Source organism: Ilumatobacter sp. (assembly GCF_965215205.1).
Lineage (GTDB): Bacteria > Actinomycetota > Acidimicrobiia > Acidimicrobiales > Ilumatobacteraceae > Ilumatobacter_A.
Window position 1 is genome coordinate 3,880,273 of sequence record NZ_OZ244049.1, and the last position, 26,811, is coordinate 3,907,083.

At 66.7% G+C, this 26,811-nt stretch carries 24 protein-coding genes and 3 pseudogenes; 10 read left to right on the forward strand and 17 right to left on the reverse strand.

Features of this window, described 5'->3' with window-relative positions; translation table 11 throughout:
* Positions 1 to 75: 75 nt before the first annotated feature.
* From ACOOHC_RS18230 to ACOOHC_RS18245, 4 genes and pseudogenes are all read right to left on the reverse strand, one after another.
* Positions 76 to 960, reverse strand: coding sequence for a type ISP restriction/modification enzyme (locus tag ACOOHC_RS18230; RefSeq protein WP_420451788.1), 885 nt, complete (start codon positions 958 to 960; stop codon positions 76 to 78).
* A gap of 70 nt (positions 961 to 1,030) precedes the next feature.
* Positions 1,031 to 2,536: pseudogene (locus ACOOHC_RS18235) on the reverse strand (type ISP restriction/modification enzyme); the annotation flags it as partial.
* Positions 2,537 to 2,550: 14 nt separating this feature from the next.
* Positions 2,551 to 3,849 carry an ISL3 family transposase gene (locus tag ACOOHC_RS18240; protein WP_420450218.1) on the reverse strand — a complete coding sequence of 433 codons (1,299 nt, stop codon included), beginning with the start codon at positions 3,847 to 3,849 and terminating at the stop codon, positions 2,551 to 2,553.
* 60 nt (positions 3,850 to 3,909) lie between these two features.
* Complete coding sequence (locus ACOOHC_RS18245; RefSeq protein WP_420451789.1) at positions 3,910 to 5,433, reverse strand: helicase-related protein; 1,524 nt, start codon at positions 5,431 to 5,433, stop codon at positions 3,910 to 3,912.
* A gap of 26 nt (positions 5,434 to 5,459) precedes the next feature.
* On the opposite strand from ACOOHC_RS18245, the gene ACOOHC_RS18250 reads away from it, so the two are divergent.
* Positions 5,460 to 6,592, forward strand: a protein-coding gene (locus ACOOHC_RS18250; RefSeq protein WP_420451790.1) for an IS3 family transposase whose coding sequence is annotated in 2 segments (ribosomal slippage) — positions 5,460 to 5,721 and positions 5,721 to 6,592 — 1,134 coding nt in all. Because the reading frame shifts where the segments join, the coding sequence is not laid out codon by codon here.
* Here the strand turns inward: ACOOHC_RS18250 and ACOOHC_RS18255 are convergent.
* The 5 genes and pseudogenes from ACOOHC_RS18255 to ACOOHC_RS18275 form a co-directional block, all read right to left on the reverse strand.
* A pseudogene (locus tag ACOOHC_RS18255) lies at positions 6,567 to 6,737 on the reverse strand (IS30 family transposase); the annotation flags it as partial. The gene ACOOHC_RS18250 and the pseudogene ACOOHC_RS18255 overlap by 26 nt on opposite strands.
* 59 nt (positions 6,738 to 6,796) lie before the next feature.
* Positions 6,797 to 7,381 (reverse strand): annotated as a pseudogene (locus ACOOHC_RS18260) (IS3 family transposase); the annotation flags it as partial.
* On the reverse strand, positions 7,372 to 7,614 hold the full coding sequence (locus ACOOHC_RS18265) for a transposase (protein ID WP_420451791.1): 243 nt from the start codon (positions 7,612 to 7,614) through the stop codon (positions 7,372 to 7,374). The gene ACOOHC_RS18265 and the pseudogene ACOOHC_RS18260, both read right to left, overlap by 10 nt.
* Positions 7,508 to 8,803 carry a diguanylate cyclase gene (locus ACOOHC_RS18270; RefSeq protein WP_420451792.1) on the reverse strand — a complete coding sequence of 432 codons (1,296 nt, stop codon included), beginning with the start codon at positions 8,801 to 8,803 and terminating at the stop codon, positions 7,508 to 7,510. Before ACOOHC_RS18270 ends, ACOOHC_RS18265 begins: the two co-directional genes overlap by 107 nt.
* Positions 8,804 to 8,915: 112 nt before the next feature.
* Positions 8,916 to 9,335, reverse strand: coding sequence for a hypothetical protein (locus tag ACOOHC_RS18275; protein WP_420451793.1), 420 nt, complete (start codon positions 9,333 to 9,335; stop codon positions 8,916 to 8,918).
* A 310-nt stretch (positions 9,336 to 9,645) separates the two neighbouring features.
* Between ACOOHC_RS18275 and ACOOHC_RS18280 the strand changes: the two genes are divergently transcribed.
* On the forward strand, positions 9,646 to 10,125 hold the full coding sequence (locus ACOOHC_RS18280) for a hypothetical protein (protein WP_420451794.1): 480 nt from the start codon (positions 9,646 to 9,648) through the stop codon (positions 10,123 to 10,125).
* A gap of 568 nt (positions 10,126 to 10,693) precedes the next feature.
* On the opposite strand, the gene ACOOHC_RS18285 is transcribed toward ACOOHC_RS18280, so the two are convergent.
* From ACOOHC_RS18285 to ACOOHC_RS18315, 7 genes are all read right to left on the reverse strand, one after another.
* The gene (locus tag ACOOHC_RS18285; RefSeq protein ID WP_420451795.1) at positions 10,694 to 10,870 is read right to left on the reverse strand and encodes a hypothetical protein; all 177 of its coding nucleotides are present in this window, start codon (positions 10,868 to 10,870) and stop codon (positions 10,694 to 10,696) included.
* Between the two features lie 612 nt (positions 10,871 to 11,482).
* The gene (locus ACOOHC_RS18290; RefSeq protein ID WP_420451796.1) at positions 11,483 to 12,622 is read right to left on the reverse strand and encodes a tyrosine-type recombinase/integrase; all 1,140 of its coding nucleotides are present in this window, start codon (positions 12,620 to 12,622) and stop codon (positions 11,483 to 11,485) included.
* 80 nt (positions 12,623 to 12,702) lie between these two features.
* Positions 12,703 to 13,107, reverse strand: a complete 405-nt coding sequence (locus tag ACOOHC_RS18295; protein WP_420451797.1) for a helix-turn-helix domain-containing protein — start codon at positions 13,105 to 13,107, stop codon at positions 12,703 to 12,705.
* Positions 13,108 to 13,512: 405 nt separating this feature from the next.
* Positions 13,513 to 14,130, reverse strand: a complete 618-nt coding sequence (locus tag ACOOHC_RS18300) for a DUF3618 domain-containing protein (RefSeq protein ID WP_420451798.1) — start codon at positions 14,128 to 14,130, stop codon at positions 13,513 to 13,515.
* A 43-nt stretch (positions 14,131 to 14,173) separates the two neighbouring features.
* A complete protein-coding gene (locus ACOOHC_RS18305) occupies positions 14,174 to 14,542 on the reverse strand; it encodes a phage holin family protein (protein ID WP_420451799.1) in 369 nt (122 codons plus the stop codon).
* A gap of 71 nt (positions 14,543 to 14,613) precedes the next feature.
* A complete protein-coding gene (locus ACOOHC_RS18310) occupies positions 14,614 to 15,276 on the reverse strand; it encodes a hypothetical protein (RefSeq protein ID WP_420451800.1) in 663 nt (220 codons plus the stop codon).
* Positions 15,277 to 15,397: 121 nt separating this feature from the next.
* On the reverse strand, positions 15,398 to 15,706 hold the full coding sequence (locus ACOOHC_RS18315; RefSeq protein ID WP_420451801.1) for a hypothetical protein: 309 nt from the start codon (positions 15,704 to 15,706) through the stop codon (positions 15,398 to 15,400).
* 503 nt (positions 15,707 to 16,209) lie between these two features.
* On the opposite strand from ACOOHC_RS18315, the gene ACOOHC_RS18320 reads away from it, so the two are divergent.
* From ACOOHC_RS18320 to ACOOHC_RS18345, 6 genes are all read left to right on the forward strand, one after another.
* Positions 16,210 to 16,563 (forward strand): DUF1622 domain-containing protein, encoded by a 354-nt coding sequence (locus tag ACOOHC_RS18320; RefSeq protein WP_420451802.1) that lies wholly within the window; start codon positions 16,210 to 16,212, stop codon positions 16,561 to 16,563.
* Between the two features lie 85 nt (positions 16,564 to 16,648).
* Positions 16,649 to 17,518: a DUF2382 domain-containing protein gene (locus tag ACOOHC_RS18325; RefSeq protein ID WP_420451803.1), complete on the forward strand. Its 870-nt coding sequence runs from the start codon at positions 16,649 to 16,651 to the stop codon at positions 17,516 to 17,518.
* Positions 17,519 to 17,571: 53 nt separating this feature from the next.
* Positions 17,572 to 18,096, forward strand: coding sequence for a DUF2243 domain-containing protein (locus ACOOHC_RS18330; RefSeq protein ID WP_420451804.1), 525 nt, complete (start codon positions 17,572 to 17,574; stop codon positions 18,094 to 18,096).
* Positions 18,097 to 18,248: 152 nt separating this feature from the next.
* Positions 18,249 to 18,671, forward strand: a complete 423-nt coding sequence (locus tag ACOOHC_RS18335; RefSeq protein WP_420451805.1) for an STAS domain-containing protein — start codon at positions 18,249 to 18,251, stop codon at positions 18,669 to 18,671.
* Positions 18,672 to 19,209: 538 nt separating this feature from the next.
* Positions 19,210 to 19,866: a GAF and ANTAR domain-containing protein gene (locus ACOOHC_RS18340; RefSeq protein ID WP_420451806.1), complete on the forward strand. Its 657-nt coding sequence runs from the start codon at positions 19,210 to 19,212 to the stop codon at positions 19,864 to 19,866.
* Positions 19,867 to 19,962: 96 nt separating this feature from the next.
* Positions 19,963 to 20,607 carry a GAF and ANTAR domain-containing protein gene (locus ACOOHC_RS18345; protein WP_420451807.1) on the forward strand — a complete coding sequence of 215 codons (645 nt, stop codon included), beginning with the start codon at positions 19,963 to 19,965 and terminating at the stop codon, positions 20,605 to 20,607.
* A 52-nt stretch (positions 20,608 to 20,659) separates the two neighbouring features.
* Here the strand turns inward: ACOOHC_RS18345 and ACOOHC_RS18350 are convergent, their stop codons facing one another.
* On the reverse strand, positions 20,660 to 23,602 hold the full coding sequence (locus ACOOHC_RS18350; RefSeq protein WP_420451808.1) for a cation-translocating P-type ATPase: 2,943 nt from the start codon (positions 23,600 to 23,602) through the stop codon (positions 20,660 to 20,662).
* 497 nt (positions 23,603 to 24,099) lie between these two features.
* On the opposite strand from ACOOHC_RS18350, the gene ACOOHC_RS18355 reads away from it, so the two are divergent.
* Together ACOOHC_RS18355 and ACOOHC_RS18360 are read left to right on the forward strand one after the other, a co-directional pair.
* Complete coding sequence (locus ACOOHC_RS18355) at positions 24,100 to 26,331, forward strand: chemotaxis protein CheW (protein WP_420451809.1); 2,232 nt, start codon at positions 24,100 to 24,102, stop codon at positions 26,329 to 26,331.
* Positions 26,328 to 26,804 carry a chemotaxis protein CheW gene (locus tag ACOOHC_RS18360; protein ID WP_420451810.1) on the forward strand — a complete coding sequence of 159 codons (477 nt, stop codon included), beginning with the start codon at positions 26,328 to 26,330 and terminating at the stop codon, positions 26,802 to 26,804. Before ACOOHC_RS18355 ends, ACOOHC_RS18360 begins: the two co-directional genes overlap by 4 nt.
* The last annotated feature ends 7 nt before the right edge of the window (positions 26,805 to 26,811 follow it).

The window sequence follows — 26,811 nt, forward strand, 5'->3', positions numbered from 1 at the left end:
CGTCTGAAACGGCGGAGGGCAACCACCAGGACCGTGGTGATAGATCGAACAGCTCTCGGACGGGCACCAGTGGGATCACAGTGGCGGCCGCCAGCCTTCGACCCTGCCCGACGAGACGACGTGGGTGCCGTGTTCGTCGAAGCGGAGCGTGGGGAGTGAGTCGACGATGTCGACGGTGCGCAGCGACACGGCGACGACCTGGCCGATGAGGTCGACGATGTAGCGGGGTTTGCCTTGTTCGAGGCCCCATTGGTTGACGTCGTTGACGATGCCCGACGCCTTGTCCGTCTTGACGTACCAGCGGTCGATGATCCAGTCGACCCCCGATCGTGTGCCGAGCACGTAGTCGTGCGTCCGTTCGGGAATGCCCGACAGCGTGAGGTAATCGTTGTAGATCAGCCGGGTCTTGTCGGCGACCTTCTTGCCGTGCGTTTCCGACTCGGGGTCGGTGTCGGTGACCTTCGGGTACTTCATCTTCTTGTCGCCGACGAGGAGACGGGCGGAGTCGAAATTGGGATGGTCGGGGCCGACGTCGTCGGACCACTCCTCGACGAGCGGGTACGGCTCGACGACGTCATGGTCGTCGTAGCCGATGTGAATCTCCATCAACTCAGCCCCGGCGGCGACGAACGCATCGAACGCAGCCCGATCGGTCACGAATGGAACCCGCGTCGCCTCCTTCTTCAGGTTGACCTCGAACTCCGACCGGAACTCCGGCGAGTGCAGCACCCCGTACACGTAGTGGAACACGTCGTCGTCCGTGACGTCGTCGCCAAGCGCATTGCGAAACTTGGTGACCGCGGCAGTACTCAGATAGGAGACTCGGTCGCTCGCTCCCGCACGCTGACCTTCGTCGAGCAGCGACTCCGCCCCGCAGGGAACATACTTCCAGCGAGCGAGGACGGCCGAAGCGTTGCCGGCGCCCATCAGGTTGAGGTCGGGAACGCCCAACGACGCCATTGTCGAGAAGTCGTTGGGGCCTGTTGTCCAATGCGAGTCTGACGTTCGTGCGGGAAGGCCCGAAGATCTGCAGGAGATTGCTAGTCCGTGCAGCTACCTGCGCCGACAACGCAACAGCCTGCCGAAAGAACGGCCGATACAGCGCTTCGGTGAATAAGTCCTCGGATACGTCGAGACGATCTCTGCGCTCAAGCCGCCTGTAGTCCATCGCCACCCAACTGAACTTGGTCGGATCTGCGTCGACCGCACGCTCAAGGCCGCCGCTATGAGCAGCAAGGCGGTCGATTTCGGAATTGAAGAAGCTCGACATCGATCTCACGTTCGTGCCGAGCGTTCTCGAAGACGCGCTGTAGACCCATGCATCTCTGTTGGTCTTCAGGCCATTCGACCCGAGACCGAAAACGGCATCAGGCCCATCGACAAGGGGGATGAGTTCGTCGTACGCAGCGCTGCGCTGATCGACCCAGTCGGCGTGTTCGTTCGGCGCGACGCTCTTCCACGCCACCGTCTCGACCGCTGCAACGTCCACGATGGCGAGTTTCTCGTCGCGGCTGAGGTAGTCGCCGATGTCTCGGTAGTGGATCTCGGCTCCGCCGAACGAAGGTGCGCCCGGATTGCGAACCAGCAGGGTGATGGCGACGGTGTTGCGGCTGCCGGACCCGAAGACCTTGCCGCCTTCCTTTCGGCTCTCCTCGCCACTGGTCCGCTGATTGCCGCGGAGATTGAAGACGTAGACGTGATGGAACTCGTCGGCGAGGGTGTGGCGGATGCCGTCGGCGGTGTTGCCGTCGATCCATCCGCCATTGGTGACGAAGCCGACGATCCCACCGTCAGGCGATTCAGTTACCCGGTTGCTCGCCCACCGGAGCGCACGCACGTAGGAGTCGTAGAGCGAGTTCTTCAGCGTCGCCGTCGACCGAGCTGCGTAGGTGTCGCCGATCGACTTGTCGAGGGTGGGATACGCAAGGTTGGCGTTGTCGTCGTTCTGGCTGGACTGGCCGACGGAGTAGGGCGGGTTGCCGACGATGACGCGGATGTCGAGGTTCTTCTGGCGGTCGGCTCGTGCGTTGTTGCGGGGGAAGAAGACGGTGTCCATCGAGTCGTCTTCTTCGGTCATCTGGAACGTGTCGGTGAGCACGATGCCGGGGAACGACTCGTAGAACTTGAGCTCCGTGCCGGCATCGGCCATCGCACCCCGGAATGCGGTCTCGATGTTGATCGCCGCGATGTAGTACGCCAGCAGCATGATCTCGTTCGCATGGAGTTCCTGATGGAACTTGCGGGCCAACGCATCCGGCTCGATGAGACCCGACTGGATCATTCGAGCGATGAACGTTCCGGTGCCCGTGAACGGGTCGAGCACGTGCACGCCCTCGTCCGACAGTGACGCACCGTCGAAATGCTCGTGCAGTAGGTCGTTGACCGCACGGTTGATGAAGTCGACGATCTCGACAGGCGTGTAGACGATCCCCAAGCTCGACGCGGTCTTCGGGACGACCTTCTTGAAGAACTTCTCGTACAGCTCCGCAATCACCTTCTGGCGGCCCTCGGCGGAGTTGATGCCGCCGACGAGCATGCGGATGTGTGGCTCTACGCGGCTGAGCGTGGTGGGTGGCTTCGCAGTCGTGCGGTGGGGTGAGTGTGCCAGTCGACGCCTGCGTGGAGCAAGAGGCGGAGTCGGTAGTTGTCGAAGCTGGCGAAGCCGTGGCCGACTCGTTTGATCTTCTTGATCAGCAAGTTGATGCCCTCGGTCGGCCCGTTGGAGAGTCCGCCGGTGGTGTGGAACGCGAGGATCTCGGTCTCCCACGAACTGATTGTCTTGGCGAGGCGGACGAGTTCGCCGACCTCGGCGTCAGCCACGAACGTGTAGAAGACGTGGAGTCGTTGGCGGGCCTCAGCGAGGGTGCCGGCGGTGTAGATCTCCCGAACGAGTTCCTTGCCCAGCCAGGCTGCTCCGACCTCGCCGTAGCGGTCACCGACCAGTCCCGCCTCGACGCGTTCGAGCTGGCGTTCGGTGAGGCGTTCGTAGCCGCGTAGCAACAGTCGGCGAATGCCGTAGAGCGGATCACCGGTGCGGCCTCGGTGCCCGAGGGTGTCTTGTTGCACCCGTCTGCGCACGTCGTCAACAGCGCGGTTGGCGAGCCCGACAGCATGGAACCGGTCGACAACGACGACCACGTCGGGCAAGGTCGCGGTGAGCCCGTTGGCGTAACCGCGGTGCGGATCGAGAGCGACCTGGTCGATCCCGGCCAGCCAACCAGCGGGTTGTTGTGCGAGCCAGGAATCAACAGCAGCACCGGTCCGGTCCAACACGACGTCGAGGAGTCGCGGTCGGGCGAGGTCGACGAAACCAGTGATGTAGCTCGTGTGACCGCGATGCTTCGATGGCCGCTGGAACGCTGTCTCGTCCAGGCCGAGCTTGGTGACATGGCCGATTCGATCGGGGTCGTTGACGAGGCGTCGGCCGTGCACGTTGACGGCGTTCATCGCGCACGCCCAGCCGACACCGAAGTCGCGGCCGACCGCCGCGACCGAGTCGCCGTCCTCGCCGACCCGGCGACAGATCTCGAACCCGGCCCGCTCGGTCAGCGACGCCCGAGACGCGATCGCGTCGAGGGTCTCGGTCCACGTCACCGTCGCACACAGCGGCTCGCGGCAGCGCCAGATCCGCTTCACCCAAACGAGCACCGTCGCTCGTCCCCACGTCGCCAGATCGCGCACCCTGACACGCCGACGGCCGTGCGCTTTCGCGATCACTCCGCACGAGCGGCACCCGACCCGGTCGTTGGTTGTCTCGATCGTGATCGTCACCTCGACGCCGACCTCGACAGCGCAGATCCGCACACCAATCAGCCCGAGCAGCGCGTCCGCGTTGCTACCTTCAATCATCCCGTGGTCTCCTCGTCTCGCAGTTGTGGAAGACCGCAAGACTTGCGAGGCCACGGGACCTCAACAGTGGATGCTCAAGAAACCACCACCACGCTCAAGCGCGAAGAGCCGGATGTGTTCGTAGAACGCGTCGAGCGTCGCGGTCTCCGAGCCGATGTTCGTGGCATCGAGTTCGTCGATCATCGCCTGCATCACCTGGCTCACCGGGTTTGCCTTCGTGAAGTCGTCACCACCGAACAGCGCCTCGAACACCGGGCGAGTGATCAGATGCTGGGACAACATTCCGATCGCATCATCGGCGGTGACCCCGTCGTTCAAGTTGTCCTTCAACGCCGAATGGAACACCTCGAACCGCTCCACCGCCTCCGGGTTCTGATCCGCATGATCGAGCACCGATCGGATGCGGGTCTCCTGCGCGGCGGCGATGTCGGCGATGTCCTTCGCCCAGTGCTCCATGTACTGGCGGTCACCGACCTTGTCGACGATGCGCGCATAGAGCGCGTCACGCCACTCGGTCAGGTCCGGGAGGTCGAGGCTCATCTGCCCCGCGCCACCCTCGACTGTTGTCGTCACACCCGGTTCGTCGGCGTCGTCACCACCGGCCAGGCCGATCCCGATCACGTTCACCTTCGAGGACGTCTTGTTGATGTCGATCTTGTTGATCTCGGCCCGCAAACGTTCGTCATGCGACCGCAGCGCTTGGAGCACTTCCCACACCACGGCGTAGCGCTCGTTGTCCCGCAGCGCTTCTTCGGGTGACACACCACCGGGCACGGCGATCGGGAGGATCACGTAGCCGAAGTCCTTGCCCTCGGCTCGACGCATCACCCGCCCCACGGCCTGCACCACGTCGACGATCGACTTGCGCGGGTTCAGGAACATCACTGCATCGAGCGCAGGCACATCAACGCCCTCGGTGAGACACTTCGCATTCGACAGCACCCGGCACACGCCCTGCCCCGGCGACTCCTCCAACCAGGCAATCGACTCCTGGCGCAACTTGACGTTCGTCTGGCCATCGACGTGATCGGCCTCGACCCGCACCGAGTTCCTGTCGCTGCGTTCTTCCAACGCTGCCGCGATCACGTTCGGGAGTGCGTCGGTGAACCGCTTCGACCGCTTGATCGTCGACGAGAACGCCACCGCCCGTCGCATCGGGTTCAGGTCGCCCGAATCCCTGAACTGCGGACCGCGCTTCGACAGCCCGTGCCAGCAGCCGACCATGCGGGCAACGTCGTTGAGTTGCAGTTCGCCGCCCGACTCGCTCGCCAACTGGCGTTGGAACGCATCGGACACCGCGTCCTCGTTCACGGCGAGGACGAGAACCTTGTAGTCGGTGAGCAACTTGTCCGCCACCGCTTTTCCGAACGGCAACTCGTGGAACACCGGCCCGAACTGGGTCTCGTCGTCCATCGAGTACAGCACCACTTCGTGCTGCCTGCCCTTCGCCTTCGTCTGATCGCCATAGATCCGCGGTGTCGCCGTCATGTACAACCGCTTGTCGCTGCCGACGATCGCATCGTCGTGGTGCGGTGACCCCCTGGGAGTGGTCCAGTAGTTGTGCGGTCTGATCGTCCCGGCCATGGTGGTCGGGGCAGAAAGGACCGACGATGTCTCGACGACGACACACGCCGGAACAGATCATCCGCAAGCTCGCCGAGGGCCACAAGCTCCTCGCTGGCGGTCAGACGGTCGAGGAGGTGTGCCGACACTTCGGCATCGCCGAATCGACCTGGGCGCGCTGGCTGAACCAATACGGCGGCATGAAAGCCGATGACGCGAAACGACTTCGTGAGCTCGAGTCCGAGAACGCCCGGTTGAAGAAGCTGCTGGCCGAGGCGGAGCTGGACAAGGAGATGTTGAAGCATCTCGCCGAGGGAAAATGGTGACCCCGAACCGCCGCCGTGACGCCGTGCGCGAGCTGGAGGATCGGTTCGGGGTCTCGCAGCGTCGGGCGTGCCGGATCGTGGGTCAGCACCGCTCAACTCAGCGCCTCGACCCGCCACCGGTCCCCGATGACGAGGCCGAGCTACGCGAGTTCCTCCGGGCGTTCGCGAAGCGGCGACCCCGGTGGGGGTGGCGACGTGCCGCGAAGGAACTCCGCCGGGGCGGCTGGAAGGTCAACAACAAGCGGGTTCGGCGCCTGTGGCGTGACGAGGGCCTGCAGGTGCCGACCAAGTCCCGCAAGAAGCGCCTCACCGGAGTCGGCGCGCACGTTGGGCCCATGTCGCTGATCGCGCCGAACGCCTTGTGGGCGCTCGACTTCCAGTTCGATCACCTCATCGACCACCGCCAAGTCAAAATCCTCAACGTCATCGACGAATACACCCGAGAAGCACTTGCGATCGATGTCGCGCACTCGATCACCGCCGACGACGTCGTTGCCTGCCTCGACCGCCTCGCCATCGAACGCGGGCGGCCGCCAGCGTTCGTGCGCTTCGATAACGGCCCCGAGTTCGTCGCTGTCGTGGTCGCCGAGTGGTGCGCAGCGAACGGCACCGAGTGCGTGTTCATCGATCCCGGCTCACCGTGGCAGAACGCCTGGATCGAGAGCTTCAACAGCCGCCTACGCGACGAACTGTTGAACCTCTGGCAGTTCGACAGCCTCCTCGAGGCCCGAGTGATCATCGAGGACTGGCGCATCGACTACAACATCAACCGACCCCACACGGCCCACGGCGACCTCACCCCGAGCGAGTTCGCCAAGGCCTGGATCAGCCGACACCAACCCCAACCCGCGTAACACCTGGACCACTCATCGGGACCCGCTCACCCTTGGCGATCTGAGCCCAGAACACGACCTCGACTCCACGTTGGAACTTCGGATGACCAGGCGACCGCAACTTCGGACGAATCGCTCGATCTGATGCCTGCTGTCGACGAACCATGAAACACCTCCGGGGACGAGGTGTTGCGACGACCAGTTGAATCCACCTTGGGTGCCGTGATCGGCGTGATGGACCAGATCGCGGCTGGGGTTGCGGCGTCCGAGCGCCATCACCAACGCGGCGATGACGAGGTCGGTGGTCTGGCGTTCGCCCATTGACCAGCCCACGAGGCTGTGGTCGTGGAGGTCTCGTATGCCGGCGAGGTAGAGCTTGCCGTCCCAGCACTTGAACTCTGAGATGTCCGCAACCCACCGGGTGTCGGGCCGCTCCGCGGTGAAGTTGCGTTGCAACAGATCCGGTGCCGGCACGATCTTGGGGTGCCTGCCGCGCCGGAACTTTCGGCGTGCGTGTGCTCCGACCAGGTGGTTGTCGGCCATCAGCCGGGCAACGCGGTTGTGGCCGACACGATGTCCGCGTCGACGGAGCTGGCCGGTGACGCGAGGCGCCCCATAGGTGCGTCGGGATTGTTCGTGGATCTCGCGAATCTCGACCAGCAGCGCCGCGTTCGCTCGCTGGCGTGCGCATGGTGTTCGGGTGCGCCACGCGTAGTAGCTCGACCTCGCGACCCCGGCGACTCGACACAGGTCGATGATGCGGTGCTCGGCTTGGTGCTCGTCGACGAACCGGAAGCCGGTCACCTGTTCGTCTCCCTGGCGAAAAACGCCGCAGCCTTGCGCAAGATCTCCATGTCGGTCGCGAGCTGCACGTTTTCCTTGCGGAGCCGTTTCAGCTCGGCGCGTTCGGACTCCGACAGAGCGTCAGGGTCGGCGTCACGCTCGGACTGTTCTCGATCGGCTCTCACCCAGTTCCACAAGGTGCCCTCCGCAATCGACAGAGATCTCGCGACCTCCGCGATAGGACGACCTGATGACTTCACGAGCGCCAACGCTTCTCGTCGGAACTCTGCTGGATACTTCGCTGGACGACCCATCCGGGCCTCCTTCCTCTGAGGGGTCACCCCCAGAATCAAGTGTCCAACGAATCAGGTCAACTCCACTCGGCCCAATGTCGCTGATTCGTCGCCCGTGCGGCCGATTCAAGGTCTCGATGCTTTCGCTTCGCTCCCTCGGGTCCGGTCCGATCACACGGTTCCGACCTAACTTCTTGGCGTTGTAGAGCCAAGCGTCGGCCCGGGCGAGCACCTCATCGATCCCGTCTGATCCGACGGCAACACCAAAGGAAGCGGTGACGCTGATTCCACCTGCCGAGGTCGTTTCAATGCTGCTCCGAAGCTTCTCCGCGACCGTCAGTGCAGCGGCGGACCCCATATCGGGCAGCACAACGACGAACTCCTCGCCGCCGACCCTGAACATCAGCTCGAACCGTCGAAGTTGTTTACGAGCTACGTACGCGACGTTCTCCAGAACCTGATCGCCCGCAGCGTGGCCCCATTCATCGTTCACCGCTTTGAAGTGATCGATGTCGAAGCTGATGATCGCCACCGCTGCACCGGTCAGGCGCGCCTGCGCATCGAGCTCAGCCGCGTGATCTTCGAATGAACGCCGGTTGAGACAGCCAGTGAGAACGTCCAGTACGGCGCTGCGACGCTGGATCTGCTCGACCTGGACCAGTTGCCGAACCATCAGCGGCAGGTATCCGGCGATCACGACTGCAGCAGTGAAACCGAACGGTTCGATCGCCTCGCCGCGGCCGAGGTCGATACAGGCGATGATCGTCAACGACGCAAGACCACCGACCTTGGAGAACAGGACATTGGGAAACGTGGCTTGCGCGAACAGCCCGATCAGACCGGTGAAGTAGACGACGGGACTCCCAAGCCCGCCCGACGTCGCCGCGCCACCCACGACCGACACGGTGATCGTAATGATCAACGCAGCGTTCCACCTGCGCAATCCCATTCGGCGTTGCAACCGGAGGAAGCGCCGCCCAATCCACCACAGCAGAGGAACGGATGCGAAGGCTAAGAATCCTGCACCGAAACGACCAAGGAACAGCACGGCAGCTCCGGCCACCGCAATGGCAACCGTCATATTCAACCGCTTCAATGCAGCGTCGATCTCGACGAAGCGTCGTTCGTCGACGCCCTCGATCTCGTCCGCTCCCATGGATGTACATCGGAAACGAGCGACGCATCTTGAATCGGACTGGCGGCGCTTTGCGGCTGAGGGATGCGTCCCGGGTGGGTCCGGGAAGCGACTCGTCCGAAGAGCCGGCTGTTCAGGATGCGAGGCCGGTCACGCTGGAGACAGAGTCGTTCCTGGGTGTCCTCCCGGGCCCACTTGAATCGTCAGCAGACCCGGCTCCCGCCTTGATCGCTCCGCTGTCGATCCTGCGGTCGCTCCGTTCAACTTCCGCACCCCACGGTTCGACTTGGACTCGGTGTACGGGCGTGGCCCAGACTCGGACCCGTTCCTGTACGAAGCCGACAGCAAGACGCTCAGGATCGTCGATGACGATTCGCCGAGGGCTACCGACGGCACTGCGATCATCCCGGATCCGCGCAACGACGAGAACGTGCTCGTCTCCCAGGTCCAAATTGGCATCATGCGCCTTCACAACCGCCACGTCGAAGCCGGCATGACCTTCGAAGAGGCACAGCGCATCACCCGCTTCCAGTATCAGTGGGTCGTCGTTCACGACCTAATGCGAAAGCAGTGCCGCGACGCCGTCTGCGACGACGTCCTCTACGGCCGCCGACTCGTCCTCCTTCACTGGCCGTTCGGCCAATTCATCCCGGTCGAGTTCTCCGGTGCCGCATGCCCGTACGGACACAGCCAGGTCCGCTCCGAATACGTCATCGCCGACGGCCAGACACCTCGACCCGTGTTCGGTGAGCCCGGCAACGACCTTTTCGGCGGCCAGCCCAACACGACTGCCGACCGCATTGTCGACTGGACGCTGCTCACCGATCCCGCCCGCAGCCCGTCGTTCAAGGATCGGCCTCGAGTTGGCTCCCGCGCTGTTCAACCTGTTCGGGACCGGCGACGAAGCAACGACGCCACCGGACCTCCCGGCCAAGGTCGGAGCAAACCTTGCTGCGCGAAATCTGCGTCGTGGTGTCGTCCTGGGTCTGCCCAGCGGCGAAGCGATCCTCAACGCTATGGCCTCCGAGCCCCGCAACCTCGTTTCCGCCGACGACTACAACGTCCTTGGCGACAACACCGACCTCGCGACCGTGAAGGACCAGGTCCGCGCCGCGTTCTGGAACGACGTCGCCGGCGCTCCTCCCATCACTCCACTCTGGAGGTGGATCCTTGCCGAAGCCCAGCTCGTGACCGCGGGCGCCCACCTCGGGCCAGTGGGAGCGAGGATCGTCGCCGAGACCTCCGTCGGTCTCCTCGAGGCGGACCCGCGCAGCCTGATCCGCTCAAACCCCGGCTGGACGCCCGACCCGACCGACTACCTCGCCACCATCGTGGGCGGATGACGTCTACGTTGCTCCCGGACTCGCCGACCGGGCAGACGTGGGACGGGACAGCAGACCGTCGCCGGACCATACTACTACGGCCTCATCCCGCTGAGGGTGGCGGGGAATCGGCCGACCTGCGTTCAGCAGCGTGGAGACTCGATTCACCACTCCCGTGCCGGAACGGAAGAGATGTTCGGCGTCGGTTAGGGTGTACTCGGCGGGGGCGTCTTGGTGCCCTTCGCCGTACGTCCCTGCGTTCCGCGCAACTCGGATCTGATCGATCCTGTCGACTGTGGCGTCGTCGAACCCGGGATGGGCTTCTGCGAACCGGACGACGGCTGCGTGCTTGTTCGGTCCGACGATCCGGGTTCGTGGTGGGCGGCGAGCGCCGTGATCGCTTGGCGGACTGCGTTCTCGGTGTCGCGGATGACGCCGCCGGGAGTGCGTTGCGGATCACGAGTTGCGTCTTCGAGCGACGTTCGAGCTGCAGCCCTCAGCGAATCCCTCGCTGTTGCGTCCGGGCGACCGGGCGCTGCAACCACTCCCACGTCGACGAGGTCATCAAGCCACCCGTCGTCCGACGCCGTCATGAGGACTCGGTTCCCTCTTTGATCGAGAGCTCGACGATCGGTGATCCGGCGACGAGACTGTCGGTCGCCGGATCAAATCCGCTCGGTCGGTAGATCGGATTCAGCTCGATGCCCAGGTTGCGGGCGACGTTCCGCCACGAGATCTCGAGGTCGAACTGCGAGGCGTCGGTCACTACGACGAGGTCGATGTCACGGGGGAAGTGTCCGGGCTCGCCGTGATACCGGCGAGCCCACGACCCAGAGATGCAGGCGGCAAGAATCCGTGGGTCTCGTCCGAGTGCCCGCTCGAGCGTTGGGACGAGCCCTCCGGTGTGGGCGAGGATTCGGCGCAGGTCTCCAGCCCACGGCAGGTCCCAATTCGCCGACACCCGCTTCGAGCGACCGGGACCAGATGATACGACGACGATGCCGTTCTCTCGGAGCCGCTCGACTTCCCGTCCGGCCGTCGCCGCCGACGTACCTGCGACCGAAGCGAGTTCGGTCAGCGTGTAGCTCTTTTGCTACAACTCGCCGAGGATTGCGAGCTGCGCGCCGGAACGGAACATTGGCGCCAGGGTGGGGGCGGGAGCACGCATCGCATATTTAACTGTAAATGAAAGACATCTTGCAGGCAACGGTAGACAGCCGTCAGCGAGCAGAGCGCGTCAGCCCCCGGACACGTCTCACCGTAGTTGCATGAATGACGCACGGCCATCTTCCACCACGTCGTTCGACGCCCGTTTCACCTGGTCAGCGCCCTGCCGGCGCGAACTGATCGGAAGCTTCCCAAGCTAAGTTCGATTTGATCAGGCTCCCAATGCGGCAGTGACTTGGCTCGTCAGCAGCGGCGGGTCACTGTCCACCCAGTGCGAATATCGCGACAGGGTGAAGGCCGTCGACTCGTGGCCGAGCAGTCCGCTCACGGTCTGCGGGGCGACGTTCTCAGACAGCAGTCGCGTCGCGAAGGTATGTCGGAGGGTGTGGGGTGTCCACGCGATCTCGCCAAGCAGTTCGGCAAGTTGCGGGCGGAGGTAGCGTGTGACCGCCTGGGTGAACGTGTCCGGGTTGGCGAGTCCCCCGTCTCGACCCACGAACAGCAGACCGTTGATGGGCGTCACGCCATGGTACTGGCGGTAGCGCTTCACGGCCGCGATCGTCCGATCGAGGATAACCACCGTTCGTCGGGAGCGCTTCGTCTTGAGCCGCTTGTCGACGAGCAGATCTCCTTCTTCGGTGATGCCGGTATTCACCCTGAGGCGATTCGTCTGCTCGTCGATCATGGTCGACTTCACCGCCATGATCTCTCCGCGCCGCAACCCGCAGTCAAGTCCGATCAAGACCGGCAGGGCCCACGGCTCGGCCTCGATGTTCGACAGGCACCAATCTGCAAGGGCGTCCGCCTGATCGGTGTCGAACACGACAAGCTCCTCGACGCCCTCGTCGCGCGGGCGGGCGATGATCTCAGCATCACGAACCGGATTCGAGCGAAGCAGGTCGTCGTTCACAGCAGTCTTCATCGCCGACGACAACGTCGACAGGATGTTCCGAACAGTCTTCGGCGAGAGTGTCCGGGCATTACGACCTGTCGACGGATATCGGGTGGCCGCTCGGCCTCCGGCGCCGAGGGCTGCGCCCGCTCGATGAATGCGTCCTGTCGAGTGCAGCGCCTCGGCGATCGCCGAGACATGACTCGGCCGGAGTTCCCCCAGCTTGATTCCAGAGAGGTGCGGCGCAAGGTGGAGCCGCACGTGACGCTCGACGATTTTGGCCGACGAGTACCGATCCCGCGATCGAAGCTGCTCTGATCGGGTGCGCGCCCAGTCGGTGATCCACTCGCCGGCGTCGATGGTCTGACGGTGCGATGCCAGCACTGGTGACGATCGCAACGCATCACGTTTGGTCTCGAACGGTCCGTCGAACCACCGACGACGATGTCCGTCAACCATCTCCGAGCGTCGCACGAACCAGCCGGTCGCGCGTTCCTCGACAACGCCGGTTCCTCGGGCGGCTCGTCCTCGCCTTGACGTCATGCCCCTGCTCCCGACACACCCAACCAGCGACCAAGGTCCGCGACGGTGACAAGCCAGCAACCACCAACCAAGCGTCCACCGGGAATCCGACCGGAGCGCAGACCGTTTCGCATCGCCTTCACCCCGACCCCTGCGATCTTCGCGGCATCGGCACACGGGATCATGCCCGAGTCGTACGAGTCCAGTCGCTCGACCAGACGCAGGACATACGGTGGCGTTGGACGATTCTCCAATCGCTCAACGTCACCGATCGGCCGGAGCGAGCTGCGTGGGATTCGCCAGCACCCTCCGTGCATCTCTACACCGGTCAAAGCGTCATTTTTGATCTGCTGGCGCACGACCTGCTCACTGACCCCGAGCAGCAACGCTGCCTCGGCAGTCGAGACGGTCGACTTCTCCATACTTGTACGAAGGCCTCACGAGTGAGCGGCTCGTTACAAGGATTCTCGGAGGTGGCCTAACCTGGCCTATCTCTCGTCCGAGCCGCTCTGGGGCGTCGTGGTCACGAGAAGCCATGTGCGGACATTACACCAGCTCAGGGGCTTGCCGCCACGGGTTTCAGCGGTCACCGGCGGCTCTCAGAAGCGCTCCCGAAAGGGTTCGAATCCCCCCGTTCCGCAACGGAGAGGATTCGAGCAGGCGTCGGTCGCCGACCCGTCGGCGGGACCCGACGGCAGGCGAACATGAGGCGCCGAGGCGGCGCCGCCGAGCGGACGGGTGCACCATCGTCGACGGACCCGAGTCGAGCACGCGCCTCGCTCACGACGCGGCCTCGATGCCGGAGCCGGCCCAGGGTGTCGCCGATGTCAGCTGGATGGCTTCGCGCGGTCTGCTTCGCTCTTGGCCGTGTCGGCGACGTCGGATGCTGCGCCGGTGGCGTCGTCCTTGACGTTCTTGGCCGAATCGGTCGCCGATCCCTTCACGTTCGCGACGGCGTCGTCGGCGGCCGGGCGTACGTTCTCGGCGACTTGCTGGCCGGCCTGAGAAAGCTCAGCTGCGGCGTCGTCGATGTTGGTCTGCACCTCGCGGGCGATGCGCTGCTCCTCTCGGGTCTCGGGGATCAGCGCAGCGGCGAGCAGCCCGACGCCCAGACCGATCAGTCCTGCGGCCAACGGGTTCCCCTCGGTGAAGTCCGCGACCGAATCGGGCGCTGAGTCCTTCACCGAGTCGAGCGCCCCACCGGCTCGCGCCGACATCGACGAATCGTCCGACGTCGACGGTTCGGCGCTCCCTCGCCGCCGGTCGGGGGTGCCGAAGACGCTGGCGCGGATCCCGCTGACGCGCTCGCCGAAGCGGGCCTTCTGGCGGTCGGCGATCCGGCCGGGTGCGACGCGATCGGTGACGAGCTCGACGTCGGTCGCGATCGCAGCTCGGCGCTGGTCGGCTTCGTCTCGGAGTTGGTCGAGTTCGTTCGACATGGTCATCAGTCCTTCGTGTTGGCGTTGGTGGGGCGAGATCGGCTGGCGGTCACGGGAGTCGCTGGGCGAGGCGCTTGTCCGCGTCCAGCTCTGCTCTGGTCGTCTCCGGGACGGCGTCGACCGCCTCGAGGCGCTTCTTCCCGATGAGCCCGAGCACGACGGCGGCGATGCTCCACAACGCGCCCACGATCAAGAAGCCGGCCCACTCGTTCAGGGGAACCGCGATGGCCCATGCGAGCGCAGCGGACAGCATGAAGACCGCGACGACGGCGGCGAACGCACCCGAGGTGAGGATCCCGGCGCCGCGCGCAGCCTTCGACACCTCGTCCTTGATCTCCAGTTTGGCGATCTCGACCTGGGTCGTCAGGAGACCGGACAGGTCGTCACCCAACTTCGAGACGACATCACCGAGGGACATCTCGGGTCGGGCGGGCTGAGTTGGATCGGACGTGTCACCCTGGTTCGATCGTCCATCCGTCGATGCGTCTCTCATCGGGGGTCTCGCGCTCCCGTCGTCGTCGGAGCGGTCAGCGGTGCGTCGGCGTCCACGCTGGCGGTCGGTGCGGTCGGTGCGGTCGATGCCGACGGCACCGAGCGGTCCTGATCGCCGGACCGATCCTGCCCCGACGTGACGGCGTCGGAGTCGAACTCGGACTTCGCCCGCTCGCCCGCTCGCTGCAGATCGGCGTGCTTGGCGAGACGCCCGATCGCGAACCCGGCGGCCACCGATCCGAGCAGGAAGGCGCCGGGTCGGTTCCGGGCGAAGCGCTTCACGTCGTCGACGAGACCGTCGAAGCCGCCGTCTTCGAGCCGCTGGGCCCGTGCACCGAGCGAGTCGGCGGCCGATCTCGTGAGCTGAGCGATCTGCGCTTCGGGTTCCTCGGCTCCGTCGGCCATCCCACCCAGTTGGCGGCCTGCGTCCGAGAGCGCCGCCGACAGCGTCCGAGTCTGCTCGGCGGCGCGATCTCGCAGCTCGGCGCGCGTCGTGCCGAGCACGTCGGATGCTTGCGACCTCGCGTCGTCCACCACCGACCTCGCTTCGGCCTTGGCCGTGCCGTGCACACCCGCAGCCTTGTCCTTCGCGTCACCGGCCACGGCTGAGGCCGCCTGCTCCTGATCGTCGCGTGAGGTATCGGGTCTGTTGTCAGTCATGTCTCTCTCCATGGCGGTGGTGGGACGCCTCCGTGTCACCCGCGGTGACGGGGATGCGCACGCTCCAGTACCCGAGCGTGCGATCCTGATTCGTTCGTCGACGCTCGATTCGAGATGGGCGTCACTCGTCGAGGTCGGCCTCCGCGTCGCCCTCCTCGACGTCGACGTCACCGGGATCGACATCGACATCCACGTCGGGCGTGGTGATCTCCACATCGGGTGCGTCGAGGTCGACGTCCACGTCGGGTGCTTCGATGTCACCGGGATCCACCTCGACGTCGGCGTCTCCTCCGAGGACGAAGAAGCCGCCGATCACCAGCACGGCGATCGCGGCGATCGCGAGAAGAGGTACGAGCCACTTCGGGCGGCCACCGTCGTCACCGTCGGGGCGGAGCGGAGTCGCGCCCTCCACGTTCGATTCGTTCGTCATGTTCGTCGGTTCCTTCCGATTGGTCCACGTTCGCGCCCGCTCGACACCCGTACCCCGACACGTCGCCTCCGATCCGTCTCGATCCAGAACCGCTCAGCACGTCCGTGCCGTGGACCCCCGGCGACCGGCGCGGCGCCAGCATCGATCGACAGGGTCATCGCGTCGCGGCGACGACGCGACGCGCACCCTCGCTCGCCATCGGTTCGTCGGAGGTCCCTGAAGCGGTGCAGCCTCGAGGGTCTCGCGTCACGGGTCGTCGCGACTGCGTCGGATCTGCTCCAGGTCCGTCGGGGCAGACGACGTGCACGACGTCGCGCGTGCGCCGGCGACGGACGATGGCTCGTCCTCGGAGACCGCGGCGGTGCCACCGCGGTTCGGCTGCTCCGACGTGCGGCGGGCGGGTGGCGCCGCGACGAGCCGCGACGTGGTGGAATGTTCGAACCCCGCGACGCGGCGGACGCCGCAGGCGACCTCGCTGCGAAACCGCAGAACGGAAGGAGACGATGGTGGACGTCACGAGATGGGTCGAGCACCTCGGCGAATCGGTCGAGGTCGTCGGCGTTCTGATCATCGTCGCCGGCGTCGCGCGGGCGCTGGCCACCCAGGCGATGCGAGCGATCCGATCGTCGGCGGATGCCGACTTCGCTTCGCTGCGCCGCTCGATCGGTCGCTCGATCCTCCTCGGTCTCGAGGTTCTGGTCGCCGGCGACATCATTCGCACCGTGGCCTTGGAACCGACGTTCGAGTCGGTGGGGGTACTCGCCACCATCGTCGTCATCCGCACGTTCCTGTCGTTCAGCCTCGAAGTCGAACTGACCGGATCATGGCCGTGGAACGGCGCCGCGACGTCACGATGACGCCGAGCGCCGCCACCGCTGCTCGCACCTCCTGTGGGTCGCAGCGCGGCGACGTTGACGCTGATCGGGGAGGGTCGAGCGCACGGTGTCGACGAATGCGCCTGGCGGGCTCGGGGTACCGGCGCGTCGACCTCGTCAGATCGACGGGGTGGTTCATCAGCGAAGGACGCTCCCCATGGCCGACACAGGCGATTCTCGTTCCTCCTACGACGAATGGATCGGTTCCGATCTGTACGATTCGGCAGGCAGCAAGATCGGGTCGATCGACCAGATCTACCTCGACGACCGGTCCGGTCGACCTGAGTGGTTCACCGTCTCGACGGGTTGGTTCGGGACGTCGACCCAGTTCGTTCCGATCGCCGGCACCGCGCGCCACGAGGGTGGTCTCGCCGTTCCGTACACGACCGATCAGATCAAGGATGCTCCCGCCGTGGACGGCGACGATCACCTCGACGCAGATGCCGAACGGCGGCTGTACGGGCACTACGGCTTGGATTACGATGCCGTCGATCACGAGTCGGCGTTCGGTGATCGGGAACGCGCCGATGAAGGCGACGACCACGCCGATGCGAGTACCGGGTCCGGCGGTGCGGAGGTGACGTTGTCCGAAGAGCAGCTGGCTGTCGACAAGCGCGAGCGCGGTGCCGGCTCGGTGCGGTTGCGCAAGTACGTCGTCACCGAGGACGTGAACGTCACCGTCCCCGTCGAGAAGCAGGTCGCACGCATCGTGCGCACCCCAGCGGATGGGACGACCTCGGGAACGATCACCGATGGCGACGTGGTCGAGGAGGTCACGTTGCGCGAGGAAGAGGTGGTCGTCGACAAGAACGTCGTGGCCAAGGAGAACGTCGCGATCGAGACCGGAACCGTGGTCGAGGAGCAAGAGGTGTCGGGCACGGTGCGCCGCGAAGAGGTCGAGATCGACGGCGATGTCGACGGCGGCACTCGGAACTGACCACCGACGGATCCGATCGAGCCGGTGGTCCCGTCGAGCCTCGAGGCGGCTGCGTGAACGGACCCAGCACGCCGGGCAGGTCGAGGTGGGCGGGGCTGCGTGCCCCGATCGTCATGTGCGGCGTCGGGTTCGGCGGCTTCTTCGACGGGATCGTCTTCCACCAGGTCCTGCAGTGGCACCACATGCTGTCCAACACGGGCTCGGATCGGATCGGTCTCGCCGCTCGTCCGGTCACGACGGTCGACGGACTCGAGGTCAACACCCTGTGGGACGGACTGTTCCACGCGTTCACCTACCTGGCGCTCCTGGTCGGCGTCATCTGGACGTGGCACCGTTGGTCTCGGGGTCCGGCGGTACCGCCGCCGTGGCGGCTCTTCGTCGGCAGTCTGCTGGTGGGGTGGGGATCGTTCAACGTCGTCGAAGGGGTGATCAACCACCACCTCCTCGCGATCCATCACGTCAGAGCAGGCGAGGGCCAGCTGGTCGCCGATCTGGTGTTCCTCGGTGTCGGCGCGGCGATGATCGCGGCCGGCGTGCACCTCTCGGAGCGTTCGATCCGGGGTCACCGGTCAGGATGACGTCGCCGACGAGTGCCTTCACGTGCATCCCATCGCAGTCCGTGTACGATGGGGTCTCGTCGCTTGTGAACGTCAGGCGCATCGTTCGTCGCTCCTGATCCCGGCGGCCCTTCTTCGGAGGTGCCTGGGTGAGAGTGCGTTGCGACCCGATCATGCGATCGTCTCGTTCGGCGGAGGGCGTCGACGGTGGTGCTCCGCTTCCCTGGCGGTCGGTGAGGCTCCGTGGGGTGCGGCCCGGTGGGCCGAGCTGGGGATCGCTGCGATTCGACGGAGAGATCGACGCGGGGTCGGTGGCGCTCGTGCGGGCTTCGTGCCTCGATCTCGCCGACGGGTGCGACGTGGTCGAGATCGATCTGGGTCGTGTCACCGTGTTCACCGCTGCGGGGACACGTCTGCTCGATCACCTGAGCCGACGTGTGGAGCGGCGCGGTGGGGTGCGGGCCCGCGGTGCGGCCGGTCCGATCGTCGATCGGGTCCTGAGGGTGCTGAGGTCTGACGATCTCTGGCCGACGTGTCGGGGGGTCCTGCACGATCCGATGGTCGAGGAGCCGTCGGGCTGCGAAGTCGGGCCGTGACGTCGTGCGCACGGGGGGGTGGGACCGCTGCTCGTCGCGCTGCGGGTCGCGCTGTGCTCTCAGCCGAATGGGTCCCAGGATCCCGCCGGGCTCGGTCGTCCCCGGACCCCGGACCAGTCGCAGGGCTCCGCATGCTCCTTCGGTGGAGGTGCGTCGTTCGCAGGGACCCGACGATGACGACGCGCAGGTGGGTTCATCGCTCAGCGGGTGCAGGTTCGAGCCCGTCGTCAGGGAGTCGCGGTCGCGAGCTGCTCACCTCGTCCACGTGCACGGATGGACGTGCACCCCACTCGTTCGATCCGAGTCGGAGGTCGCGTCGATCTCTCGGGTCGGTCGCGTCGTCGACTCGTACGACGACGCGACCGATCACCGCATCTTCTGCTGGGGAGGCGGGTACGCGACGGCATGGATGTCAGCGAGCCACCCCGAACCGACGCGAGTGGCTCACACCGCGTTGCACGGCCGAGGAATCCTGATGCACCACGACGCCCCGCTCCCGACCCCCTCGCAACGAGGTCTCGTCGAGCTGTCGCGCTTCTTGATCGGTGACCAGAGCATCTCCGCCACGCTCACGCGCGTCTCGGAGCTCGCAGTCGAGTCGGTCCTACCGGCGCGGTTCGCCGGGATCACGATGATCGTCGACGACCGGGTGACCACCCAAGCCTTCACCGATCCGACTTCACCTGAGATCGACCAGTCGCAGTACGACAGCGGCCGTGGTCCGTGCATCGAAGCCTTCCGAGAAGCGTCGGCGATCCTCGTGGAGTCGCTGTCGAGCGACGTGCGCTGGCCCGAGTTCGCGCAGGCCGCATCGGCGCACGGGGTCCGAAGCACGCTATCGCTGCCCGTGATGTCGGGCGACAGCGCCGTCGGCGCGCTCAACCTCTACTCCGACCAGGAGGGCGCGTTCGGCGCGACGGACGTCGAAACGGGGTCGCTGTTCGCTGCGCAGGCGGGAGTGGTGCTGTCGAATGCGCAGGCGTACTGGGGGGCGCGCCTGCACAGCGAGCAACTGCGATCGGCGCTGGAGAGCCGCGAACCGATCGACATCGCCAAAGGCATCATCATGAACACCATGGGCTGCAGCCCCGACCGAGCATTCGAGATCCTGGTGACGCAGTCCCAACAGGAGAACCGGAAAGTCCGGGACATCGCGATGGAGATGGTCGCTCGGGCACAGAGGCGTCGACCGTGAACGTCCACGTCGTGAGTCGGGATGCCGCTCGGGAGTGCGCCAGTGATGCTTGACGACTTGGTCGACACCCTGCGACGCCTCTCGCACGTACTCGGAGTGGAGAGGACACTCGGATCGAACCTGGCGAACATCGCCGAGACGGCCACCATCTCCGTCCCGGGTTGTGACATGGCGACGGTCGCGATCTCGATCAGCGGGCGGCCCGCCACGGCTGCGACGTCGGGAACGATCGCCCTCGAGCTCGACCTGGTCCAGTACGACCTCGACGGTGGGCCGTGTCTGACGAGCTTCCGCACGGCCAGAACGCTGCGCCTCGACCTGCTCGAACAGGGGGAGGCGTTCCCCCACTTCGCAGCCGCGGCGCGCCGTGCGGGCGTGCGGGCGGTGCTCTCGCTCCCTGCGACATCGAACGGCTTCCCGGTCGCGACGCTCAATCTCTACAGTCGCAGCGGCCCGTTCGACGAGAGCGCGGAACGAGTCGGCCGCGTGCTCGCTGCGCAGGTCTCGATCGCGGTCAGCCGCTCACCGGAGCTCGCTGCCGCCCGCACGGTCGTCGAAGCAGCCCAGGGCGAAGTCGACGATCGATCCCAGATCGCGCTCGCCGCCGGCATGCTCGTGAGCGCCCAGGAGTGCACCCTCGAGCAAGCTCTCGCGCTCCTTCACCAGAGTGCCCCCGAGGACGAACAGACCACCCTGCAGGTCGCCCGACGAATCATCGACCAGCACGACAGCACCCACTAGATCGAGACGTGTCCCGCGATCGTGGGCGGCGGAGCGTGGGTCCGCGACCCCGTCACGGCGCCGACGCCCGAGACGAAGCGGACGGAACACGGGGTCCGTCCGGCCGATCGTCGGTGCGGCTCGACGAGACGATGCCGGTGCGATCCGTTCGGGCCCGGGCCTTGACGACTTCGAGCACGACCAGCAGCCCGAGCCCTGCCCCCGCGCAGACGGCGAGGTCGACCACGTCGAGGGGCTCGAGGTCGAGGAAGGTGCGCAGCGGGGTGTAGATCGCTGCGAGTTGGAGCGCGGTCACCAGGCCGGCGATGGCGAGGAGGACCGGATTGGTGAAGAAGCCGATCGAGCGCAGCGACTCGGTGGTGGACCTCGTGCCGATCGCCTGCGCGACCTGCATGAACGCCAACGTGGTGAAGATCATCGTCTGCCACTCGACCCGGTCGGCGTCGTCGTAGGCGAAGCCGACCCCGAGTGACACCGCACCGATGACCACACCGATCCACAGGGTCCGCCATCCGAGGCCGCCGGCCCACAGGCTCGCTCCGGGTCGGTGCGGGTGTCGGTGCATCACGCCCTGCTCCGCGGGTTCCACGCCCATCGACAGGCCGAGCAGGCCGTCGGTCATCAGGTTGAGCCAGAGCAGTTGCAGAGGCAGCAGGGCGATGGCCGACCCGACGCTGCCGTCGCCGTCGCCGGAGAGCAGGAACGGGATCGGCCAGCCGAGCATCACGATGATCTTGCCGAGGTTGCCGGCGACGGCGAAGCTGACGAACCGGCGCAGGTTGTCGTAGATGACCCGGCCCTCCTCCACCGCCGCGACGATGGTGGCGAAGTTGTCGTCGCGCAGCACCATGTCCGACGCCTCCTTGGAGACGTCGGTCCCGGTGATGCCCATCGCGACGCCGATGTCGGCGCGCTTGAGCGCCGGTGCGTCGTTGACCCCGTCGCCGGTCATGGCGACCACCTGGTCCTGGTCCTGGAGCGCTCCGACGATGCGCAGCTTGTGCTCGGGGGAGACGCGCGCGAACACCGACACGGTCGCCGCCGCGTCGGCGAACTCGGCATCGCTCATCCGGTCGAGGTCGACGCCGGTGAGGACCCGGTCGTCGCCGGTGATGCCCAACTCCGTCGCGATGGCCTTGGCGGTCAAGGGGTGGTCGCCGGTGATCATCACGGGTCGGATGCCGGCCGCCCGACAGACGGCGACCGCGTCTCGGACCTCGGTGCGCGGCGGGTCGATCATGCCGACCAGACCGAGGATCACGAGCTCGTCCTCCGCTACGCCGGCGAGTTCTCCGTGCGAACGCGACGCCGACCCGTCGCCGAAGGTGCTGTACGCGACGCCGAGCACACGCCGCCCGTCGGCGGCCAGCCGATCGTTCGCGTCGAGCACCCGCTGACGCCACGCGTCGTCGATGTCGACGGGTCCGTCGTCCGACCACACGCCCGTGGCCCGGTCGATCAGCCCGTCGATCGCACCCTTGACGAACGCGATCGGCCGATCCTGCGGCAGGTCGGCGAACAGCAGCTCCCGGCCGTCCAAGGCAGCGTGGACGGTGCTCATCCGCTTGCGGCCCGAATCGAACGGGTTCTCCGCCACCCGCCCGAAGACCGTGCGGAGCCGGCCGACGTCGACCCCGGCGTCGACCGCCAACCGCAGCAGGGCGGTCTCCGTGGGGTCACCGAGCAGCGAGAGCCCGCCGTCGTCGTCGGCATCGGCCTGCGCGTCGTTGCACAGCACCATCGCTCCCAGCATCGCCCGAGCCGTCGACGGCAGTCGCGACGGCTCGGGTGCGGCGTCGACGTCGACGTCGATCTCGTGGTCGGCGACGTCGAGCATCGTGACCGTCATCTGGTTCTGCGTCAGCGTGCCCGTCTTGTCGGAGCAGATCACCGTGACCGAGCCGAGCGTCTCGACGGCGGGCAACTTGCGGATCAGGGCGTCGCGCCGCAGCATGCGCTGCGAACCGATCGCCAGGGTGAAGGTCACGACGGCGGGGAGGCCCTCGGGGATGACCGCCACGGCGACGCTGATCGCGGTGAGGGCGAGGTCGGATGCGCCCTCACCGCTGAGCGCGCCCATCAGCACGACCAGCGCCGCGACGCCGACCCCGACGAGCGCGAGTTGCTTGCCCACCTTGTCGAGGCGGGCCTGCAGCGGCGTGTCCTCCCCCTCGACGCCCTGGAGCATGGTGGCGATGCGACCGAGTTCGGTCGACATGCCCGTGGCCGTGATGACACCCACGCCGCGTCCGGCGGTGACCTGCGTACCGCTGTACGCCATGCACAGCCGGTCGCCGAGTGGCAGGCTGCCCTCGTCGACGGCCTCGACCTGCTTGTCGGCCGGTTCGGACTCGCCGGTGAGCGCCGCTTCTTCGATCCGCAGGTTCACCGCCTGGATCAGCCTGACGTCGGCGGGAACGATCGAGCCCGCATCGAGCTGCACGACGTCACCGGGCACCAACGCTCCGGCTTCGATCTCGGTGGTGCGGCCGTCACGCACGACTCGCACGATCGGGACCGCCATTTCGCGCAGTGCGGCGATCGCCTGCTCGGCTCGGTGCTCCTGGAAGAAGCCGAGCGCCGTGAACAGCACCACGATCGCACCGATCGCACCCGCTTCGAGGAACTTGCCGAGCACCAGCGACAGCAGCGCGGCACCGATGAGGATCAGCACCATGACCGCCGAGATCTGTTCCCACACGAGGCGCCACGGGCTGCTCGAACCGGTGTCGACCAGTTCGTTCGATCCGTGCTCGGCCAGCCGATCGACGGCGTCGCTCTCCCGCAGGCCGGCCTCGGATGCGTCGAGCTGCGCCAAGACGTCGGCCGTCTCCATCCGGTGCCACTCGACCGGAGGACGATCGTCCGTCGGTGGAGCGCCCTGGGATGCGTTCATCGCTCGACGACCGTCGGACCGACTTCGACACGAGGGGAACGCAGAGACATGGGGCAACCTTTCAGCGCACGGAGGATCGTTCGCTGAAGGTCTCTCCACCCACTTCGGTCGGGCTGGCCGCGCCGGCTCCGGGGAGCGTGTTGACGACGGACCACTCGGGATACTCCCCTTCAGTGGGTGGGATCATACGGCGCCGCGATCGCTCTGGACGACGACGCCCGACACCGCCGCGAGTCGACGTCCGATGCCTCCGCGAGCCTGCGCCGATCCGATGGCGGTCGTGATGCGACGTGTGCGTGATGCGGTCCGATCGAACCGATCCGTCCACGTACCGGCTCCTCGATCGAGCTGACCGCCGGTGGTGGTCGATCGACGGAGCAGGTCGACCAGTCGGTCGGCGGCACCGCGACCCCGGACCGCAGCGAGCCACGGGCGCTGCCACCCGATGGAGTGAAACCACGGAACGCACCGTGCACTGCGTCGGGGCGTGCGGACCGTGGAGTCGTGGCGGCGGGTCGACGACCTGCTGACCTTCGCACTCCGAGAGCGCCGCGCGAGCTGCGCCCTCACCCCGACGACATGCTGGGAGCAACGACATGGACGATGAGCTCGTCGAGGTCATCCACGAGTTCATCGTCGAGAGCCGCGACGGCATGGACGAGCTGGATCGCGACCTCGTGTCGCTCGAGCAGGACGCCAGCGACGAGGAGCTCGCACGGATCTTCCGCGCGATCCACACCGTGAAGGGCACCTCGGGCTTCCTCGGCTACGCGCGACTCGAAGCCGTCACCCACGTCGGCGAGAGCCTCCTGTCGAGGCTGCGCGACGGATCGCTCTCGGTCGACACCGACATCACCACCGCGCTGCTGTCGATGGTCGACGCGGTGCGGTCGATCCTCGACTCGATCGAGGCCGTCGGCGACGAGGGGACGCGCGATGACCGGGCGCTGATCGCCACCCTCGCCCGGCTCGAGGCCGGCGGCGCGGCGACCGGCGCTCTCGATGAGCGGGTGGCGTGCGAGGCGACCGTCGAGACCGGTTCGGCGACCGACGGCGACGCGACCGCCCGGTCCGTCGCGAGCGCGGCCGACGAGCCGGGACCGATGTGCGCCGCCGGTCACCCGCACGACGCGCCCGGCGCTGCGCCGCACGACGACCGCACCTCGTCGTCGGAGAGCATCCGGGTCGACGTCGGTCTGCTCGACGATCTGATGAACCTCGTCGGCGAGCTCGTCCTCGCCCGGAACCAGATCCTCCAGCACGGCTCGACCGACCGGGACACGGCGTTCGTCGCCACGACCCAGCGCCTCGACCTGATCACGACCGAGCTCCAGGCCGGCGTCATGCGCACGCGGATGCAGGCCATCGAGAACGTCTGGAACAAGTTCCCCCGTGTCGTGCGCGACCTCAGCCTTGCCTGCGGCAAGCAGGCCCGCCTCGAGATGGAGGGCAAGCACACCGAGCTCGACAAGTCCCTCCTGGAGTCGATCAAGGACCCGCTGACCCACCTCGTGCGGAACTGCGTCGACCACGGCCTCGAGTCACCCGAGGGCCGGGAAGCGGCCGGGAAGGCCGCCGAGGGGATCGTCCGGCTCGGTGCCTACCACGAAGGGGGGCAGGTGATCGTCGAGATCGGCGACGACGGTCGCGGCATCGACCCGGCCGCCATCCGTCGCGCCGCCGTGGAGAAGGGCCTGTCGAGCGCCGAGGAGGCAGCCGACCGCAGCGACCAGCAGATCCTCGACGTGATCTTCGAGCCCGGGTTCTCCACCGCCGCCGCGGTCACGAACATCTCGGGGCGCGGCGTGGGCATGGACGTCGTTCGGACCAACATCGAGAGCATCGGCGGAACCGTCGACGTCAGCAGCTCCGTCGGCGTGGGCACGGTCTTCAAGATCAAGATCCCCCTCACGCTCGCGATCATCCCCGCCCTCGTGATCACGTGCGACGGCGACCGCTTCGCCATCCCCCAGGTCAACCTGCGCGAGCTGGTCCGCATCGGCGGGCACGACCCCTACGCCGCCATCGAGCACGTCCACGGCGCCCCCGTGCACCGCCTGCGCGGTCGGCTGCTCCCGCTCGTCGACCTCCGCGCGGTGTTCGGCCAGCCGCCTCTCGGCGAGACGGCCGTCGCCGAGGCCGGCATCACCATCGTCGTGCTCCACGCCGACGGCCGCGAGTTCGGCCTCGTCGTCGACGACATCGAGGACACGGCGGAGATCGTCGTCAAGCCGCTCGGCCGGACCCTGCGCGACGCCTCGGCGTTCGCGGGTGCGACCATCATGGGAGACGGGCGGGTCGCGCTGATCCTCGACGTCCTCGGCATCGCGCACGCGATCGGCATGGGCTCGACGGCCGGGCGCCCGGCGCTGGAGGTCGCGGACGACCCGGCGGCCGCTGCGACCCAGCGCGTCCTGATGTTCCGCCTCGGCGACCGACCGCTCGGACTGCTGCTCGCGACCGTCTCCCGGCTCGAGGAGTTCGATCCCACCTCCGTCGAGCGCACCGTCACCCGGGACGTGGTCCAGTACCGGGATCGGATCATGAACCTCATCGACCTCCACGACACCCTCGGCATCCCGTCGGCACGGGAACCCGACGACCCGCTGCAGGTGATCGTCTGCTCGGCCGACGGCCACGACGTCGGGCTCGTCGTCGACGACATTTTCGACATCGTCGAGGAGCAGATCGACCTCGCGGCACCCTCCCCCGCAGCGGGGATCCTGAGCTCGTCCATCATCGCGGGCCGGGTCACCGACGTCATCGACGTCGACGCCGTCCTGCGCTCGTGCGTGCCCGAGCTGTTCGCCCGTGTGGTGGCGGCGTGATCGGGCTCGTCGATCCCCGGTACTGCACCTTCCGGCTCGCCGACCTGCACCTCGGCATCTCGGTGGTGGACGTGCAGGAGGTCATGCGCTCCCAGGAGCGCACGAGGGTGCCGTTGGCGTCCCCGGTCATCCACGGGCTGATCAACCTGCGCGGCGGCATCGTCACCACCATCGACCTGCGCCGACGCCTCGGCCTGGGTCCGTGCCCGGACGACTGCGAGCCGATCGACGTCGTGGTGCGCCACGGTGACGGTGTCGTGAGCCTGCTCGTCGACGAGATCGGCGACGTGTTCGACTCGACCGATCACACGGTCGAGTCGCTCCCGCCCACGGTCCGCAGCGAGCACCGCGACGTCGTCAGCGGGGTGTACGCGCTCGACGAGCACCTGCTGCTCGTGCTCGACACCGAGCGCCTGCTCGACCTCGCCTCCTTCGCCGCCCCCACGACCGCATCGTCGCCCGTGGCCACCTGACGGACGC